Below are 16,308 nucleotides of genomic sequence, written 5' to 3'. Positions count from 1 at the left end.
CGGCCAGGAGGGCAAAAAATGCTGCGCAGCGGTTCGTCGCAAAAACACCCCCCAAGTGCATCTGCGGGCTTTCCATTTACCCTGGAGTAACCAAGACTGCGCCAGGCTTAAGTTTATGGCACGACGCATTCTTCTTGCCTGGGCCATGCTGCCGGTGATTGCCCTTGCCGGCTGTGTCGATGCTCCGCAACACGCCCGCCGCCCGGCGCGCGGGGCCACGCGCATGGTCTCGCGCCCGGTGGTACAGCCCGTGCCCAATTCGGCGGCGACGCGCGCCTGCATGGTTTCGCTGCGCCAGAATGCCATCGGCTATGTACCGGTGCCCGATCAGTATTACGGCGCGGGGTGCAGCACGATCGGCAGCGTGCGCCTGGCCTATCTGCGCAGCGACAGCGCGCAACTGGGCCTGGCCAATGCCGGCCCGGTGACCTGCCAACTGGCCAATGCCCTGCAAGGCTGGGCACGGTTCGGCGTGGACCGCGCCGCGCAGCAGATCCTGGGCAGCCCGCTGGTCAAGCTGGAGACGATGGGCAGCTACAACTGCCGCAACGTGGCCGGCACCGCGCGCCGCTCCGCCCACGCCACGGCCAATGCCATCGACATTTCCGGCTTCCTCCTGGCCGACGGCCGCCGCGTGACCGTGCTGCGCGACTGGAACGACCAGGACCCACAAATCCGCGCCTTCCTGCGCGCGGTGCACACCAGCGCCTGCAAGCGCTTCGGCACCGTGCTGAGCCCGGACTACAACGCCGCGCACCGCGATCACCTGCACCTGGAAGTGGGGAGCGGACGGCCTTTGTGCGGGTGAGATTGGTACGTGGCGTCATAGCGGGAGGATTACAATTGCCGCATTTGCCGCAGCTTCCACCATGCTGAAAATCGACGTTGCAATCGTGGAGATGAACAAATAATTTCAAATATATGGATTACGTTTTTCTGCTTCATCATACACGCTCTGATGACGAATATGCCGATGATGCGAAATTAATTGGCGCCTATCGGTCCAGAGAGGCCGCTGCTGCCGCTATCGAGCGCTTGCACGATCAACCCGGATTTAGGGATCACCCCGAGGGTTGGGACATTCAGATGTCTAAATTGGACGAGGATAACTGGCGCGAGGGCTTTACGAGCTTACCGTGCTCAAATCTCGTTTTATTTCAATTCGAGCCCGACGAAGACGGTTGCGGCAAGCTTTTGGTCTCAATCGAAGCCAACGGCTTTAACGGTCACGGAGAAGCGTGGTTCTCAACGAAAGCGCTCTTCGAATTTGCAAAAGCATGCTCAGACTACCCCATAACGACTGAATCCGCCCCCAGTCTGCGGGGTGGTTTTTGGGATGATAATGCAACATCAATCAAGCAAGTTCATGTTTTTATTTCCGTTCAGCCCTATGATCTGAGGGGAACACTACAAGCGAAGATTCATTTAGCCACCGAATTTTACAATAATGATGATCAGCCTTGTTCGGTTAACGCGAAGTTTTTGCTGACGTATGAGGATTTGAAGGCCTTTGCAGACCGCTTCCCTTTGCTCTTGTCTGGCGATGAAACGAAGGTTGCCCTGCGGTCTTCGCTTTGACCGATAGGCTTTCCCGCGCACACCCCCTCCGCCAGCCCTTCGGGCTGCTACCTCCCCCACGAAGTGGGGGAGGATCTTGGCGGGTCTGCCGGAATGCAGAAAGGCGGGAGGATCCCGCCTCCCGCCTTCCTGAAGGCCCCCCTGATGGCCGATGTCGTGTGTCTATTCCGGTTTCAGGCCACTTCGCCCAGCCCCGTTGCCTCGATGCGCAGGCGCACGGCTTCGGCGGCGTGGCGGGCGCCCAGCTTGCCCATCATTTTCATGCGGTGGATTTCCACGGTGCGCGGGCTGATATCGAGGTCGCGGGCGATGGCCTTGTTGCTGCACCCTTCGGCCAGGCGATCGAGCACTTCGCGTTCGCGCAGCGAGAGGCGGGCGATGCGCTGGCGCGCTTCGGCGGCGCGGGCGCGTTGCACGCGGTGGGTTTCGGCTTCGTGCGCGGCGCGGGCGATGGCTTCGTTAAGCGGGGCGATCTGGCTGGGAATGGCCAGGTAATCCAGCGCCCCCGCCTTGATCGTGCGCACCACCGCCCAAGTATCGGGCGCATCGCCGATGGCGATCACCGGCAGCCAGTGCCCCGCCCGCATCATCGCGCCGATCAGCGCGGGCACCGCCTCTCCCGGCGGATCGTCATGCGCGAGCAGCAGACCCGTGCTGGGCGCGTGGGCCAACAGCTCGTCGGTGCTGCCGTATATCTCGGCATGATGCCCGGCGGCAAAAGCGAGGCGAGCGAGCTGTGCCCGGCGGGCAGAGTCGCTATCGAGGATGTGGAGTGTGACACGTTCGACCATGGGGCCGAAGTAACCACCCTCGGGCGTGTTCGCGCCATGCGCGAATGCTTCGTTCTGAACGCTTCCCTTAGGACTGGGGAGGATTACCGTCCCATATTCCTTAGGGATTTCGGCTCCGAAGCGGAGCCGATTATTCAGTCGAAGTTCATCAATATGTGTCGATTCCTGTCCCATGCCGACAATTTGCCGCAAGCACATGAGTCAAGTCTTGCGAAGCATGCCTGCCGGCCTTTGATCGACACATACGCGATCTCTCATAGTAAATCTGCTATGTATATTTACTATGAGCGCTATTTCGCCCTCAATCGAAACGATAATCGGGCAACTGGTGAAACGCGTTGCGCAGCGCCTCGCTCCAGCTTGAGGAGATCGCGTTGAAATAGGGATCGTCGGCGCGGATGCGGCGCTGGTGCAGCGGCTCGAAGCGATCGCGCTCGATCACGGTCAGGTCGAACGGCAGGCCCACCGACAGGTTGGCCGCGATCGTGGAATCGAACGAAACCATCAACAGCTTGACCGCCTGTTCGAAATCCATGCCCTTGTCATAGCCGCGCAGCAGGATCGGCCGGCCATACTTGGTTTCACCGATCTGGAAAAACGGCGTGTCGAAATTGGCCTCGATGAAATTGCCTTCGGGGTAGACCATGAACAGGCGTGGTTCCATGTCCTTGATCTGGCCCGCCACGATCATCGTGGCGGTGAACCGCGCGCCCTCGCCCTGCACCGGGCCGGACTGGCGCCCTTCGATCACCTTGCGCAGCAGATTGCCAACGTGGGTGGCAACCTGGAACATCGTCGGTTCTTCCAGGATGGAAGGACGGCGCTCGCTGGGTGCCTTGTTGCGCTCTTCCAACTGGCTGATCACCGACTGGGTGGTCGCCAGGTTTCCCGCGGTCATGATCGTGATGACCCGTTCGCCCGGCACCGACCAGGTGAAGCTCTTGCGGAACACCGAAATGTTGTCCACGCCCGAGTTGGTGCGGGTGTCGCTCATCAGGACAAGCCCCTTGTCGAGCATCATCCCCACGCAATAGGTCATTGTCCGTCCCCGTCCGGCCGGGCATGTGCCAGGCCGGTTCCCCTTTGCCATACGCCAACGATCCTTGCCGCCGGCCCAACACAGGGCCTGCGGCGAATCCGGGCGCTTCTTATTGTTCCATACGCTGCTGTTCAACGGCAAGGCTGACGTGCATCGCCTCGTCGCGCGCGCCATAGCGAATGCCGGTGATCGGCGCGCATGCAGTATAATCGGCCCCGGTGGCCAGATGCACATAGCGCGCATCGGGGCAGATCGCATTGGCCACGTCAAAGCCCACCCAGCCCAGCCCCGGCACATGGGCCTGGGCCCAGGCATGGCCGGCATCCTGCTCCACCCGATCGTCCATCATCAGGTAGCCGCTGGCATAGCGGGACGGAATACCCAGCAGGCGCGCCGCACCAATGAAGACGTGGGCCTGATCCTGGCACACGCCGCGCCCGGCGGCGAGCACTTGTTCGGCGGTGGTGGCAACGTCCGTGTGGCCCGGTTCATAGGCCACTGCCTCGCGCACCAGAGCGCAGAGCGCGTGGAGACGGGCCAATGTATCTTCCGATTCCACCGGCAAGGCATCGACCAGCGCTTGAAGCCGCGCGCCACCGCGGGTCAGCGCGGTCTGTTCGGTAAAGTGCCACAAGGGCAGATAGCCCGGCTGCTTGCCCAGGACGCCCGCCGTGTCAGACGTCTGGACCACGCCCTGGCTGCGGATGACCACTTCACGCGCGCCCGGCACGAACGAGATCAGGGTAACGCGGTTGCCGTTCTCGTCGTCATAGCTGACTTCGGGCTGCGCGCCCTCAAGCTCGATCTCCCAGAATTCGGTGGTTTGCCCCCGGCAGGCCAGCGGGGTGAGGCGCAGGCGCTGCAGCCCGTGGGCGACCGGCGTGGAAAAGGTGTAGCGCGTGGTGTGGCTGATCGCGAGGCGCATGGGCTGGCCTTTCCCCTTTCCTTATTCGGTGAAGCGGTAATCGCGCTGGATCTGCTGCGCGAGGTGGTTGTTGGCGGCGATGAACTGGCCGATCACCTGGTGCAGGCCCAGTTCGAATACCGCGTCGATGGTCTGGTGCTTGAGCTGCTGGTGGGTGCGCGCGACGATCTCGTGCGTTTCCAGCCGATCGCCATATTCATCGGAGAGCCGATCGAGATAGTCGCGCAACTGGGCATAGCAGAACGCCAGGCTGCGCGGGAAACGCCCGTCGAGCATCAGGAATTCGGCAATGCCCCGTGCCTCCATCCGCCCGGCATTCAGCCAGCGATAGGCGCGATCCCCGGCCACGGCGCGCAGCACGTTGTCCCACTGCACGTTGTCCAGGCTGGACCCCACATAGGAAACCGAGGGCAGCAGCACGTAATACTTCACATCGAGCAGGCGGGCGGTATTGTCGGCCCGTTCGATGAAACTGCCGGCGCGGGCGAAGTAATAGATGTCGTTGCGCAACATCGTGCCTTCCATCGCCCCGCGCACCAGGGTGGACTGGCGGCGTACCAGGTCGAGCACGCCGCCCAGCCGGGTTTCGGTCACGGTGCGGGCCAGTTCCTCTTTCAGGACCATCCAGCTTTCGTTGACCGCTTCCCACACCTCGCGGGTGATGCCGGTGCGGACCATGCGCGCATTATGGCGCGCCTGCTCCACCATGCTCAGCACATTGCCGGGATTATCGCGATCGCGCAGGATGAAGTTGAACACGTTGCTGCCGGCATAATCGCTGCCGAACTTGGCCTGGTAGGCGCCCTGCAGCCCCAGCGTGACGACGACCGAGCGCCATTCGTCGCTGGCATCGGCGGCATCGCGGGTGAGCGCCATGCGAAAGCCGGCTTCCACCAGCCGCGCGGTGTTTTCCGCGCGTTCGAGATAGCGGAACAGCCAGAATATACCATTGGCGGAACGTCCAAGCATTTTATCGTTTTCCCTTCCGCCTCAATCGTCCAGCACCCAGCTGTCCTTGGTGCCGCCCCCTTGCGACGAATTGACCACCAGCGATCCCTTCTTGAGCGCCACGCGGGTGAGCCCGCCGGGCGTGATGTCGATCCCCTGGGGCGAAACCAGCACGAAGGGGCGCAAGTCCACATGGCGCGGGGCCAGCCCCGCCTTGGTGAAGATCGGCACGGTGGAGAGCGAAAGCGTGGGCTGCGCGATGTAATTTTCGGGGTTGGCGCGCAGCTTTTCTGCGAACATCGCGATTTCCCGCCGCGACGAGGTGGGCCCAATCAGCATGCCGTAGCCGCCCGAGCCATGGACTTCCTTGACCACCAGATCGGCCAGGTTGTCCATCACATAGGCCAGCGAATCGCTTTCGGCGCAGCGCCAGGTCGGCACGTTGGCCAGGATCGGCTTTTCACCGGTGTAGAATTCGACGATCTCGGGCATGAAGCTGTAGATCGCCTTGTCATCGGCAATGCCGGTGCCCGGCGCGTTGGCGATGGTGATGCCGCCGGCGCGATAGACGTCCATGATGCCCGAAACGCCCAGCACGCTTTCCGGCTTGAAGGTCAGCGGATCGAGGTAATCGTCGTCTACCCGGCGATAGAGCACGTCGATCGCTTCCCAGCCGCGCGTGGTGCGCATGGCGACGCGGCCGTTTTCCACTTTCAGGTCGCTGCCTTCGACCAGTTCGGCGCCCATCTGGTCGGCCAGGAATGCGTGCTCGTAATAGGCGCTGTTGAACGTGCCGGGGGTGAGCACCGCCACCACCGGCTTGTGCCCGTTGGCGGCCGGCGGGGCGCAGGCGGCCAGGCTGCGCGCCAGGCGGCGAGGATAGTCCGAAACCTCGCGCACCCGCACCTTGGTGAACAGTTCGGGGAACATGGCCATCATGGTTTCGCGGTTTTCGAGCATGTACGATACGCCCGATGGCGTGCGTGCATTGTCTTCGAGCACCATGAAATCGTCTTCGCCCGTGCGGACGAGGTCGATGCCGACGATGTGGGTGTAAACGCCGCCAGGCGGCGTGAACCCGGCCATCTGCGGCAGGAAGGCCTTGTTGGCCTTGAGCACGCGTTCGGGCAGGCGGCCAGCCCGAACGATTTCCTGGCGGTGATAGAGATCGTGAAGGAAAGCGTTGAGTGCGCGCACCCGCTGCTCGATCCCGCGCGACAGGCGCCGCCATTGCGCGGCGTTGATGATGCGGGGAACCATGTCGAAAGGGATGAGGCGCTCTTCGGCGTCCTCGTTGCCATATACGTTGAAAGTGATCCCGGTCTTGCGGAAAAAGGCTTCGGCTTCGCCCGATTTCCGCCGCAGCAATTCTGGTGGCTGTTGTTTCAGCCACTCGCAGTACCCGGCATAGGCAGGGCGCGTGAAGCCGTCGGCGTCAAGCATCTCGTCATAGGACGAGAGCGAGGAATTGGTCATGCAGAACCTCCCGTCTGACACATTGCTTGCACACGATTCGCACCGCCGCAAGCGCCGATGCTGCGCGTGCGAAACAATTGATTCGATCGTGGCGCAGGGCCTTGCACCGGGCGATTTGGCGTGGCAGCATCCGCGCCGCGCTGGTTCGCGTCAGTTTTCGTCCGTTTACTGGCAGGAAAACCCCGCGCCACCCGGTCAGTGGCGCGCGACGAGGTCCACGAGCGTGCGTGCGACTTGCGGATGGGCGGCAAAACCCAGGTGGGTGACTCGCAGCGGCACGGCCAGGTCACGCTCGCCCGGCCACCCGGCCGCACTGCGCGGTGCCACGATGCCATCGCGCGGGCTCCACAACGCGATCGTGGGCACAGGGGGCTTGGTCGCCAGGTCTTGCGCCATCGGCGCTTCATCCACACTGTGCCCAGCCACGACCTGATATGCGCGCCAGGCATTGTTGGCACGCCGATCACCCGAAAAGGGCGTGCCCATCGTGATCACCAGGGCAACGTCATCCGGGCAGGTCTTGGCCAGCTGACGGGCAAACAGCCCGCCCAGGCTCCATCCCACCAGAACGAGGGGCTCGCCTTCGCGGCGGGCCATGGTTTCCACGCGCTCTGCCAAGCGGGCAAACCGATCTTCGCTGGACCCGAAATTGAACCCCAGGCCCCAGTCGCTTACCCGGTGCCCGGCGCTTTCCAGCGCGGCGGCCAAAGGCTTCATCCGCACCGGGTGGGTCCCGAAGCCGGGCAACAGCATGACCGGGCGCGAATGCGGCGCGGGCGGCGGCGGCGTAGCCAAATCGGCGCGGGCGGCCTGCCAGTGATCGATCGGCGTTGCCAGTTCACCCAGCAGGCGCGGCCAGGCCGGCCCGCGCACCCCTTGCGGCCGCGGCGCAAAGGCCAGCGCGCGCCGACGCGCCAGGGCAGCCCCGAGCGTCTCGAGCGTTTCCCAGGCAGTGCGGGGCGTGGAAGAAGGATGCGAAGCCATATGTGTCACCGGCCAAGAGCTATCTCATGCCGGAGATGAACGCCACAAAGATGGGATTGTTTCAAATTCATGTCACAAACCGCACTCTGCCGCATTCATCGGCCGATGCGGCGAGGCCGATCGTCAGCCGGCCGCCAGGCCGTGCATCACCACGGCAAGGGCCTGGCGCAGATCTTGGCGCGAGAGGGCCCCGCCGCGATCGAGTTGCAGCGTGGCCAGCCCGTGGACCAGCGCCCAACAGGCAAGCGCCGCACCAGGCGCCGGCCGGGGCAGCAGCGCGGTGATCCGCGCGGTCAGCACGCCATAGGCGTGGTCGCGCGATGCCGCGCCACCATCACGCCCGGCCAGCCCGAACATCAGGCGGAACAGGCCCGGCTGGGCCATGGCGAAATCCACGTAGGCCAGACCCTGGGCCATCAGCGCCTCGGCACCCGGCGCGGATTGGTCCGCCGCGCGCAACGCAGCCTCCAGCCGGGCAAAGCCTTCTGCCACCACGGCGCCAAGCAGGGCGGCCTTGCTGGGGAAGTGGCGATAGGACGCCATGGCCGAAACGCCGAGTTGGCGCGCCAGCGCGCGCAGGCTGGGTTCGCCTGCGCCATGGTCGAGCGCGGCGATCGCTTCGTCCAGCAGCCGTTGGCGCAGTCCCTGGGGTTCATTCACGCTTGTTTACACCGCCTTGCCGCCTCGCTATGTTTACAGTGTAAACTGCATGGATACGGCAGGCAAGGGGCGGCCGACAGCCATCCCGCCAATTGCCCAAGGAGGCGTCATGATCATCGTCCACCATCTCAACAATTCCCGCTCGCAACGCGTGCTATGGCTGCTGGAAGAGCTGGGCCTGCCCTATGCGCTGCGTCGCTACGAGCGTGACGCCAAGACCATGTTCGCCCCGCCCGAGCTGCGCGCGGTGCATCCGCTGGGCAAATCGCCGGTGATCGAGGACGAGGGCCGCGTGCTGGCCGAAAGCGGCGCCATCGTGGAATACCTGGTGGCCAAGGCGGGCGGCTGGCTCGGTGCGCCTGAAGACGAGGACGACGCGCTGCGTTACACCATGTTCCTGCACTATGCCGAGGGGTCGATGATGCCGCCGCTGCTGCTCAAGCTGGTGCTGTCGCGCGTGCCGATCATGGGCAAGATCGCGCTCAAGAAAATCCAGCCGCTGATCGACGTGCATCTCGATTTCGTCGAACGCGAACTGGCCAGCCGCCCCTGGTTCGCGGGCGAGCGCATGACCGCGGCCGACGTGATGATGAGCTTCCCCCTGGAAGCCGCCCGCGCCCGCGCCGGCCTGGACCGCACCCGGCCCCATACGATCGCCTGGCTGGACAAGATCCAAGCCCTACCCGCCTATCGCCGCGCGATCGAGGTGGGCGGGCCTTATGCCTATGATTGAGCGCCCGGCGCAACGAGGCGAACCTGGCTCCGGTCGAGCGCCAGGGTGAACAGGCCACTGGCGGCAGCCGTCACACCCGCGGGTACGATTTCCAGCACCATGGCTTCGGGCGTGTCACCGGCGCTGGGGTGTTCGTCGATCACCTTGTAGCGGCGCTGGGCCGACAGCATGTAGCAGCGCGGGCCATCGCCATCGACGGTATCGAGATAGGACCGCATCTTGGTGGTGCGTCCGCTCTGGCGCAACGCGATGACCGCGTGCAGGTCCTCCTGCTCGCGGCAGGCAATCCCCGCCTGGGGAAACGTCACCACGTTTTCCACATCCACCCACGGCTTCGCACGCTCCAGCCGCAACGGCATTGGACGGCGATCCTCGGGCGAGGCCACGGCGGCCGGAATCAGCCCAAGCACGGTGGCACAGCCAGCCATGAGCAACAATTCAGGACGCTTGCGCCCCGAACGCCTGCGCCTGTGCGGCAATGCGGCAGCTTTGCATATCAAAATCAGCAGGCACACCGCCAGCACCGCATCAACCACGGCAAGAACTTCGCCGATCATGAAGACCCCCGTATTCACAACCCCGGGGCATCATCCCATAAAATACAAGTCACGATCAATGGCATTGTGCCGTTTAAATGGCGCTTGCAGTACAAGTTCAGAAGTAAAGATTTTTACTTCTATTTAACTATAAATAGATAGGATGGCTGTGCCGCCACTGCCTTGCCACGGGCTTCGGGGACGGCGGCGCCCCTGGCAGGCACCGCCGGATTTAAAACCCACCGCCGTTGACCGCAAACGCGCTTAGATCGCCGCCGCCTTCTCGTCGGCTTCGGCCTGGGCCTTTTCCTGCGGGGTGCATTCGCCCGCGTGGGTGGACTGCGTGGCGACGTGCATGCGCATCTGCTTGCCGGCCGGGCCGGTGCCGGTCATGTCCATGTCCATAGCGAAGTGCTGGGCATCGTACGTGCCCTTGAGGGTGATGGTCTGCGTCGCGCCACCGCGCCCGCAATTGAGCACGCCGTCGATCTTGCCGTCGGCCATGGCAAAGGTCTTGTACCGACAGGTCTTGTCTGCCTGCCCAAAGAAATCGCCATCCGGGCGCGCCGCCTTTTCCTTGGTCAGGCAGGATCGCTCGGCGCGGGCGCGGCCCAGGGCTTCCTTCATCTTGCCGACCATTTCGGGGGGCATGCCGGGCATGTCGATGTCAATCGCCTTGACCTGCGTAGTCCAGGCGCCGGGCTGAAACTTCACGCCGGCCTCGGCCACCTTGGCCGCCACTTCGCCCGCGTCGGCATCCTTGGCCACCACGGTGGGCTCTTTCTTGCAGCCTGGCAGCAACAGCGCCACAACCAGCAGGGCGGGCCCAAGCAAGGCGGATGGGGTCTTGGCAATCATCGTCACTCTCCCGATTGGGCGGGAGACGCTATCACGCCATGTCGGCCAAGGCCATGGCATGATCGGGCGCTTTGCCGCCGATTGCATCTGGCGACCATGTTCCCCATATGTTGCCCATGGCCGAAATCATCATCCGCAGGGGGCTGGAAGAGCCCGACACATCCGGCAACTTCGTGCCGCACAAGCCCCAGCGACCGGAAAAGCTGGAGCCGGGCCGCCCGTTCAAGGTGGTGTCGGACTATAGCCCCGCCGGCGACCAGCCCACTGCGATCGCCGATCTCGTGGCCAGCGCGCGCGAGGGGGAGCGCACGCAAGTGCTGCTCGGCGTCACCGGCTCGGGCAAGACCTTCACCATGGCCAAGGTGATCGAGGAATTGCAGCGCCCCGCCCTGATCCTGGCGCCGAACAAGATCCTGGCGGCGCAGCTCTATGGCGAGATGAAGAGCTTCTTCCCCGAAAACGCGGTGGAATATTTCGTCTCGTACTACGATTATTACCAGCCCGAAGCCTATGTGCCGCGGTCGGACACATACATCGAGAAGGAAAGCTCGGTGAACGAGGCGATCGACCGCATGCGCCACTCGGCCACGCGCGCGCTGCTCGAACGCGATGACGTGATCATCGTCGCTTCGGTTTCGTGCCTCTATGGCATTGGCTCGGTCGAAACCTATTCGGCCATGGTGTTCGACCTCAAGAAGGGTGAAAGCGTCGACCAGGGCGAGATCGTGCGCAAGCTGGTGGCCTTGCAGTACAAGCGCAACGACCACGCTTTCCAGCGCGGCACGTTCCGCGTGCGGGGCGACAACCTCGAGATCTTCCCCTCGCACTACGAGGACACCGCCTGGCGCATCAGCTTTTTCGGCGACGAAATCGAAGACATTGCGGAATTCGATCCACTGACCGGCAAGGCCGACACGCGGTTGTCGCAAGTGCGCGTTTACGCCAACTCGCACCACGTCACGCCCGGTCCCACGCTGATGCAGGCGCGCGAGGCGATCAAGTTCGAACTGGCAGAGCGGCTCAAGGAGCTTCAGGCCGAGGGCAAGCTGCTGGAAGCGCAGCGGCTGGAGCAGCGCACCCATTTCGACCTGGAAATGATGGCCGCCACCGGATCGTGCGCGGGGATCGAGAACTATTCGCGCTTTCTCACCGGCCGCCTGCCGGGTGAACCGCCGCCGACCCTGTTCGAATATCTGCCCGACAATGCCCTGCTGTTCGTGGACGAAAGCCACCAGACCGTGCCGCAGATCGGCGCGATGGCGCGGGGCGACCACCGCCGCAAGATGACCCTGGCCGAATATGGCTTCCGCCTGCCCAGTTGCATCGACAACCGTCCACTGCGCTTCAACGAGTGGGACGCCATGCGCCCGCAGACGTTTGCCGTTTCGGCAACGCCAGGCAATTGGGAGATGGAGCAATCGGGTGGCGTCTTTGCCGAACAGGTGATCCGCCCCACCGGCCTGATCGATCCGCCGGTGCTGATCCGCCCGGTCGAAGACCAGGTGCAGGACTGCATCAACGAATGCCGCCTCACCGCACAGAACGGCTATCGCACCCTGGTTACCACGCTGACCAAGCGCATGGCCGAAGACCTGACCGAGTTCATGCACGAAGCGGGCCTGCGCGTGCGCTACATGCACTCCGACGTGGAGACGCTGGAGCGCATCGAACTGATCCGCGACTTGCGCCTGGGCGTCTATGACGTGCTGGTGGGGATCAACCTGCTGCGCGAGGGGCTCGACATTCCCGAATGCGGGCTGGTCTGCATTCTCGACGCGGACAAGGAAGGTTTCCTGCGTTCGGAAACCTCCCTGATCCAGACCATCGGCCGCGCCGCGCGCAACGTGGACGGGCGCGTGATCCTCTATGCCGACCGGATGACCGGCAGTATGGAACGCGCGATTGCCGAAACCGATCGCCGCCGCGAAAAGCAGAATGCCTACAACGAGTTGCACGGCATCACCCCGGCCACGATCAAGCGCCAGATTGCCGACATCATCGCCGATACGGCCAGCCGCGACGGCGTGCTGGTGGATCTGGACGACGACACCACCAACAATCTCGTCGGCCACAACCTGCGCAGCCACATCGAAGACCTCGAAAAGCGCATGCGCAATGCCGCCGCCGATCTGGAATTCGAGGAAGCGGGCCGCCTGCGCGACGAGATCCGCCGCCTGGAAGCGACCGAACTCGGCCTGCCCGAAGGCGAGCACAAGGCGCCCATCGTGGGCCGCAGCAACGAAGGCAAGCCCGGCACCCGCAAGACCCGCTACGGCAAGTCTCAAAAGAAGTGGGGGAAGTAAGGAGAGGGTGACATGCCCTCCCCCAACCCCTCTCGCACGCGGGAGAGGCTTTGATCCTCCCTCCGCAACGCGGGGGGAGGTGGCGGCCGCAGGCGGTCGGAGGGGGGACTCACATGGTTGCTTGCCGCGCCGGTCCGCGATAGCACCCAAGCCATGATCTCGCGCCGTCCGGTTTCGCTGCTCGCCCTGCTTGTCCTTGCCGCCTGTTCGCAAAAGGCGCCCGCGCCGCTCGATAGCGGAGCCCCACTCAATGCCGTGCGCGTGCCGCTGCCCGAAAGCCAACCTTTGCCCGCAGCGCCGGCCGGCAACGAGAAGCCGATCTGGGCCGGTGCACCTGGCGGCGACAGCGTGCGCTATGGCGCGCCGGGCGCTGGACCGGACCTGTCGCTTGCCTGCCGGCAGGGCGTGCTGGTGGTGACGCGGCATGTGCCGGCCGAAGTGGGCGCGCAGGCGCTGTTCGCCCTGCAGGGGCGCAAGCGCATCGTGCGGCTGGCGGTGGATGCCACCGCCGTGCCGGGATCGCAGGGCTATCTCTGGCAGGGCAGCCTGCCTGCGGGCGATCCGGCAGCGGACGTGTTCGAAGGACCGTTCGTGGGCACGCTGCCCGATGCCGGCAAGATCAGCGTGCCTGGCAGCGATCTGGTGCGCGCGCTGATCCGCCGTTGCGGCGCGCGGCCTGCCACGGGGGCGACGCCGGCCGCACCCCAGGCACAGGAATAGCGTTACAGCTTCCCGAACTTGTCTTCATAGGCGGCGGTGTCACCACTGCTCAGCAGCTTGGCCTGTTCCACCCAATTGTCCCGCGTGGGGCGGCCGGCAAAGGCGCCCAATTGCGCGTCGATCCGCGCCACGTCTTCTTCGCTCCATGCCGCGATCTGCTCGAACCGCGTCACGCCCAGGCCGCCCAGCAGCGTCTTGAGTTTGGGGCCAAGGCCCTTGATGCGGGTGAGGTCGTCACCCTCTGCAACTGGTGCGGGCTCCACCGGTGGCGGCGCAGGCGTGACGATCGCGGCCGCAGGCGGCGCATCGATCAGCGCGGTGTTGCGCTGCGCAGGCGCGGCCCCTTCAGACAGCACATCGTTGAATTCACGGCGCTCGGGCGCCTTGCCGGCGCGGCGCAGCAGCAGGATTGCCACCACCAGCAGCAGCGCCACGGCGCCAGCCACCAACGGCCAATTGGCCTCGATCAGTTGCAGCATTGTCTTTCCAGGTTCCATGTCATCGGAAAAAGCGACTGGAACCGCCATGGCAACAAGCGCGCTGCGGGGCAAGCGGGGCGGCGCGCCAGAACGCCCCGCCCCGCCGATCGTTCAGGCAGGTTCTGCCACCAAGGCCGCTGCCTTCTTGCGCCGGCGCCAGGCGTGGAGCAGCGGCTCGGTATAGCCGCTGGGCTGGCTCACACCCTGGAACACCAGGTCGCAGGCGGCGCGGAAGGCAAAGCTGGTTTCCCAGTTGCCGGCCATCGGTTCGTAAGCCGGATCGCCGGCATTCTGCGCATCCACCTTGGCGGCCATGCGCTGCAACGCATCCATCACCTGCGCGCGCGTGCACACCCCATGCAGCAGCCAGTTGGCGAGGTGTTGGCTGGAAATGCGCAAGGTGGCGCGGTCTTCCATCAGGCCCACGTCATCCAGATCGGGCACCTTGGAACAGCCCACGCCCTGGTCGATCCAACGCACGACGTAGCCCAGCAGGCCTTGCGCATTGTTGTCCAGCTCGGCGCGGATATCCGCTTCCGACCAGTTCGTCCCTTCGGCCAGCGGAATGGCCAGCAGGGCATCGAGCGATGGCACCGGCCGCGCGGCGATCTCGGGCCTCAGGCCGAACACGTCCACCTGGTGGTAATGGGTGGCGTGAAGCGTGGCCGCCGTGGGCGACGGGACCCAGGCGGTGTTGGCACCGGTTTGCGGATGGGCGATCTTTTCGGCCACCATCGCACGCATCCGGTCGGGCGCGGCCCACATGCCCTTGCCGATCTGCGCCTTGCCCGAAAGCCCGCACGCCAGGCCGATCCCCACGTTGCGCGCTTCATAGGCGGCGATCCAGCCCGATTGCTTCATCGCCCCCTTGCGGATCATCGGCCCGGCCTGCATCGAGGTGTGGATTTCATCGCCCGTGCGATCGAGGAAGCCGGTGTTGATGAACACCACGCGGTCCTTCACCGCCGCGATGCAGGCGGCCAGGTTGGCGCTGGTGCGACGCTCCTCGTCCATCACGCCCACCTTGATGGTATGGCGCGGCAGGCACAGCAGGTCTTCCACCGCATCGAACAGGTCGTTGGTGAAGGCCACTTCCTCGGGCCCATGCATCTTGGGCTTGACGATGTAGATCGACCCCTCGCGGCTGTTGCGATAGCGCCCCTTGTGCATCACGTCGTGCATGGCGATGGCCGAGGTGATCACCGCGTCCATGATGCCTTCGGGAATCTCGGCACCATCGGCCAACAGGATCGCCGGGTTGGTCATCAGGTGGCCGACATTGCGCACGAACAGCAGGCTGCGCCCGGGCAACGTGAAGGCGGAGCCATCGGGCGCGGTCCAGGCGCGGTCGGGCTCGAGCGAGCGGCTCAGCGTCTTGCCGCCCTTGGCGAAATGGGCCGTCAGGTCCCCGCGCATCAGGCCCAGCCAGTGGCGATAGGCCACCAGCTTGTCTTCCGCATCCACCGCCGCGATCGAATCCTCCAGATCGACGATCGTGGTCAGCGCCGCTTCCAGCACGATGTCGGCGAGGCCGGCCTGGTCGGTGGCGCCCACGGGGTGTGCGCGATCGATCACCAGTTCGATGTGCAACCCGTTATGCACGAACAGCAGTCCGCCCGGCTTGTGGCCGACCCACTGCGCCGGATCGGCCAGCGCGGGCACGCCCTGCCCATCCCAATCGCCCCACGATCCGCCCGCCAAAGGCAGCGCGGCATCAAGGAACGCGCGCCCGGCCGCAATTACCGCCGCGCCGCGCGCCGGGTCATAGCCGCCGGGCAGCGCCGGGGCGGCATCGAGCGCATCGGTGCCGTACCACGCATCGTAAAGGCTGCCCCAGCGCGCATTGGCGGCATTGAGCAGGAAGCGATCGTTGAGCACGGGCACGACCAGCTGAGGGCCGGCCATCGTGGCAATCTCGGCATCGACGCCTTGCGTGCCCACGGCAAAGGGCGCCGGCTCGGCCACGATATAGCCGTTTTCTTCCAGCAAGGCGCGATAGGCGGCCGGATCATGCGGCTGACCGGCGCGGGCCAGATGCCAGGCATCAATCGCGGCCTGGATCGTGTCACGCGTGTCGAGCAGCGCGCGATTGACCGGGGCAAACCGGGCCACCAGCGCGGCAAAGCCCGTCCAGAACGCGCCCACGTCAAGCGCCAGGGGCGCCAGCACGTCGCTTTCCAGGAAGGCCGCCAGCGCGGCATCCACATGCAACCCGGCGCGCGTGGTGCGGGGGCGCAAGTCGGCAATTTCGGTAAACTCACCCATGGTCATCTGCCTT

General features: G+C 64.7%; 16 protein-coding genes. 5 read left to right on the top strand and 11 right to left on the bottom strand.

All coding sequences use genetic code 11. The features are described from left to right. The first annotated feature begins 115 nt into the window (after positions 1-115). Complete coding sequence (locus FHW94_RS13865) at positions 116-808, top strand: extensin family protein (protein WP_168556416.1); 693 nt, start codon at positions 116-118, stop codon at positions 806-808. 113 nt (positions 809-921) lie between these two features. Beyond that, positions 922-1,578, top strand: coding sequence for a hypothetical protein (locus FHW94_RS23050; protein ID WP_210425660.1), 657 nt, complete (start codon positions 922-924; stop codon positions 1,576-1,578). A gap of 173 nt (positions 1,579-1,751) precedes the next feature. Here the strand turns inward: FHW94_RS23050 and FHW94_RS13855 are convergent, their stop codons facing one another. From FHW94_RS13855 to FHW94_RS13825, 7 genes are all read right to left on the bottom strand, one after another. Beyond that, a complete protein-coding gene (locus FHW94_RS13855) occupies positions 1,752-2,369 on the bottom strand; it encodes a LuxR C-terminal-related transcriptional regulator (RefSeq protein WP_168556415.1) in 618 nt (205 codons plus the stop codon). Between the two features lie 301 nt (positions 2,370-2,670). Beyond that, positions 2,671-3,408, bottom strand: coding sequence for a proteasome-type protease (locus tag FHW94_RS13850; RefSeq protein WP_168556414.1), 738 nt, complete (start codon positions 3,406-3,408; stop codon positions 2,671-2,673). Positions 3,409-3,517: 109 nt separating this feature from the next. Continuing rightward, positions 3,518-4,333 (bottom strand): transglutaminase family protein, encoded by an 816-nt coding sequence (locus tag FHW94_RS13845; RefSeq protein WP_168556413.1) that lies wholly within the window; start codon positions 4,331-4,333, stop codon positions 3,518-3,520. 21 nt (positions 4,334-4,354) lie between these two features. After that, positions 4,355-5,302: an alpha-E domain-containing protein gene (locus FHW94_RS13840; RefSeq protein WP_168556412.1), complete on the bottom strand. Its 948-nt coding sequence runs from the start codon at positions 5,300-5,302 to the stop codon at positions 4,355-4,357. Positions 5,303-5,323: 21 nt separating this feature from the next. After that, the gene (locus FHW94_RS13835; protein WP_168556411.1) at positions 5,324-6,757 is read right to left on the bottom strand and encodes a circularly permuted type 2 ATP-grasp protein; all 1,434 of its coding nucleotides are present in this window, start codon (positions 6,755-6,757) and stop codon (positions 5,324-5,326) included. A 195-nt stretch (positions 6,758-6,952) separates the two neighbouring features. Then, a complete protein-coding gene (locus tag FHW94_RS13830) occupies positions 6,953-7,741 on the bottom strand; it encodes an alpha/beta hydrolase (protein WP_168556410.1) in 789 nt (262 codons plus the stop codon). Between the two features lie 123 nt (positions 7,742-7,864). Then, on the bottom strand, positions 7,865-8,401 hold the full coding sequence (locus tag FHW94_RS13825) for a TetR/AcrR family transcriptional regulator (protein WP_349237520.1): 537 nt from the start codon (positions 8,399-8,401) through the stop codon (positions 7,865-7,867). Between the two features lie 109 nt (positions 8,402-8,510). On the opposite strand from FHW94_RS13825, the gene FHW94_RS13820 reads away from it, so the two are divergent. After that, positions 8,511-9,134: a glutathione S-transferase gene (locus FHW94_RS13820; protein ID WP_168556409.1), complete on the top strand. Its 624-nt coding sequence runs from the start codon at positions 8,511-8,513 to the stop codon at positions 9,132-9,134. On the opposite strand, the gene FHW94_RS13815 is transcribed toward FHW94_RS13820, so the two are convergent. Then, complete coding sequence (locus FHW94_RS13815) at positions 9,125-9,691, bottom strand: hypothetical protein (RefSeq protein WP_168556408.1); 567 nt, start codon at positions 9,689-9,691, stop codon at positions 9,125-9,127. The genes FHW94_RS13820 and FHW94_RS13815 overlap by 10 nt on opposite strands. A 243-nt stretch (positions 9,692-9,934) precedes the next feature. Next, a complete protein-coding gene (locus FHW94_RS13810) occupies positions 9,935-10,528 on the bottom strand; it encodes a DUF3617 domain-containing protein (protein ID WP_168556407.1) in 594 nt (197 codons plus the stop codon). Positions 10,529-10,644: 116 nt separating this feature from the next. Here FHW94_RS13810 and uvrB point away from each other — a divergent pair, with 116 nt between their 5' ends. Together uvrB and FHW94_RS13800 are read left to right on the top strand one after the other, a co-directional pair. Next, positions 10,645-12,831: an excinuclease ABC subunit UvrB gene (gene uvrB / locus FHW94_RS13805; protein ID WP_168556406.1), complete on the top strand. Its 2,187-nt coding sequence runs from the start codon at positions 10,645-10,647 to the stop codon at positions 12,829-12,831. Between the two features lie 153 nt (positions 12,832-12,984). Next, complete coding sequence (locus FHW94_RS13800) at positions 12,985-13,551, top strand: hypothetical protein (RefSeq protein ID WP_168556405.1); 567 nt, start codon at positions 12,985-12,987, stop codon at positions 13,549-13,551. Between the two features lie 2 nt (positions 13,552-13,553). Here the strand turns inward: FHW94_RS13800 and FHW94_RS13795 are convergent, their stop codons facing one another. Then, positions 13,554-14,030 (bottom strand): hypothetical protein, encoded by a 477-nt coding sequence (locus FHW94_RS13795; RefSeq protein WP_168556404.1) that lies wholly within the window; start codon positions 14,028-14,030, stop codon positions 13,554-13,556. A 111-nt stretch (positions 14,031-14,141) separates the two neighbouring features. Further along, entirely contained in the window at positions 14,142-16,295 is a 2,154-nt protein-coding gene (locus FHW94_RS13790) for a malate synthase G (RefSeq protein ID WP_168556403.1), read from the bottom strand. Positions 16,296-16,308 lie beyond the last annotated feature (13 nt).

The organism is Novosphingobium sp. SG720 (assembly GCF_012275365.1).
GTDB lineage: Bacteria > Pseudomonadota > Alphaproteobacteria > Sphingomonadales > Sphingomonadaceae > Novosphingobium > Novosphingobium rhizosphaerae.
The sequence above is the reverse complement of the archived record's forward strand: the minus strand, read 5'-3'. Positions and strand labels throughout refer to the sequence as shown.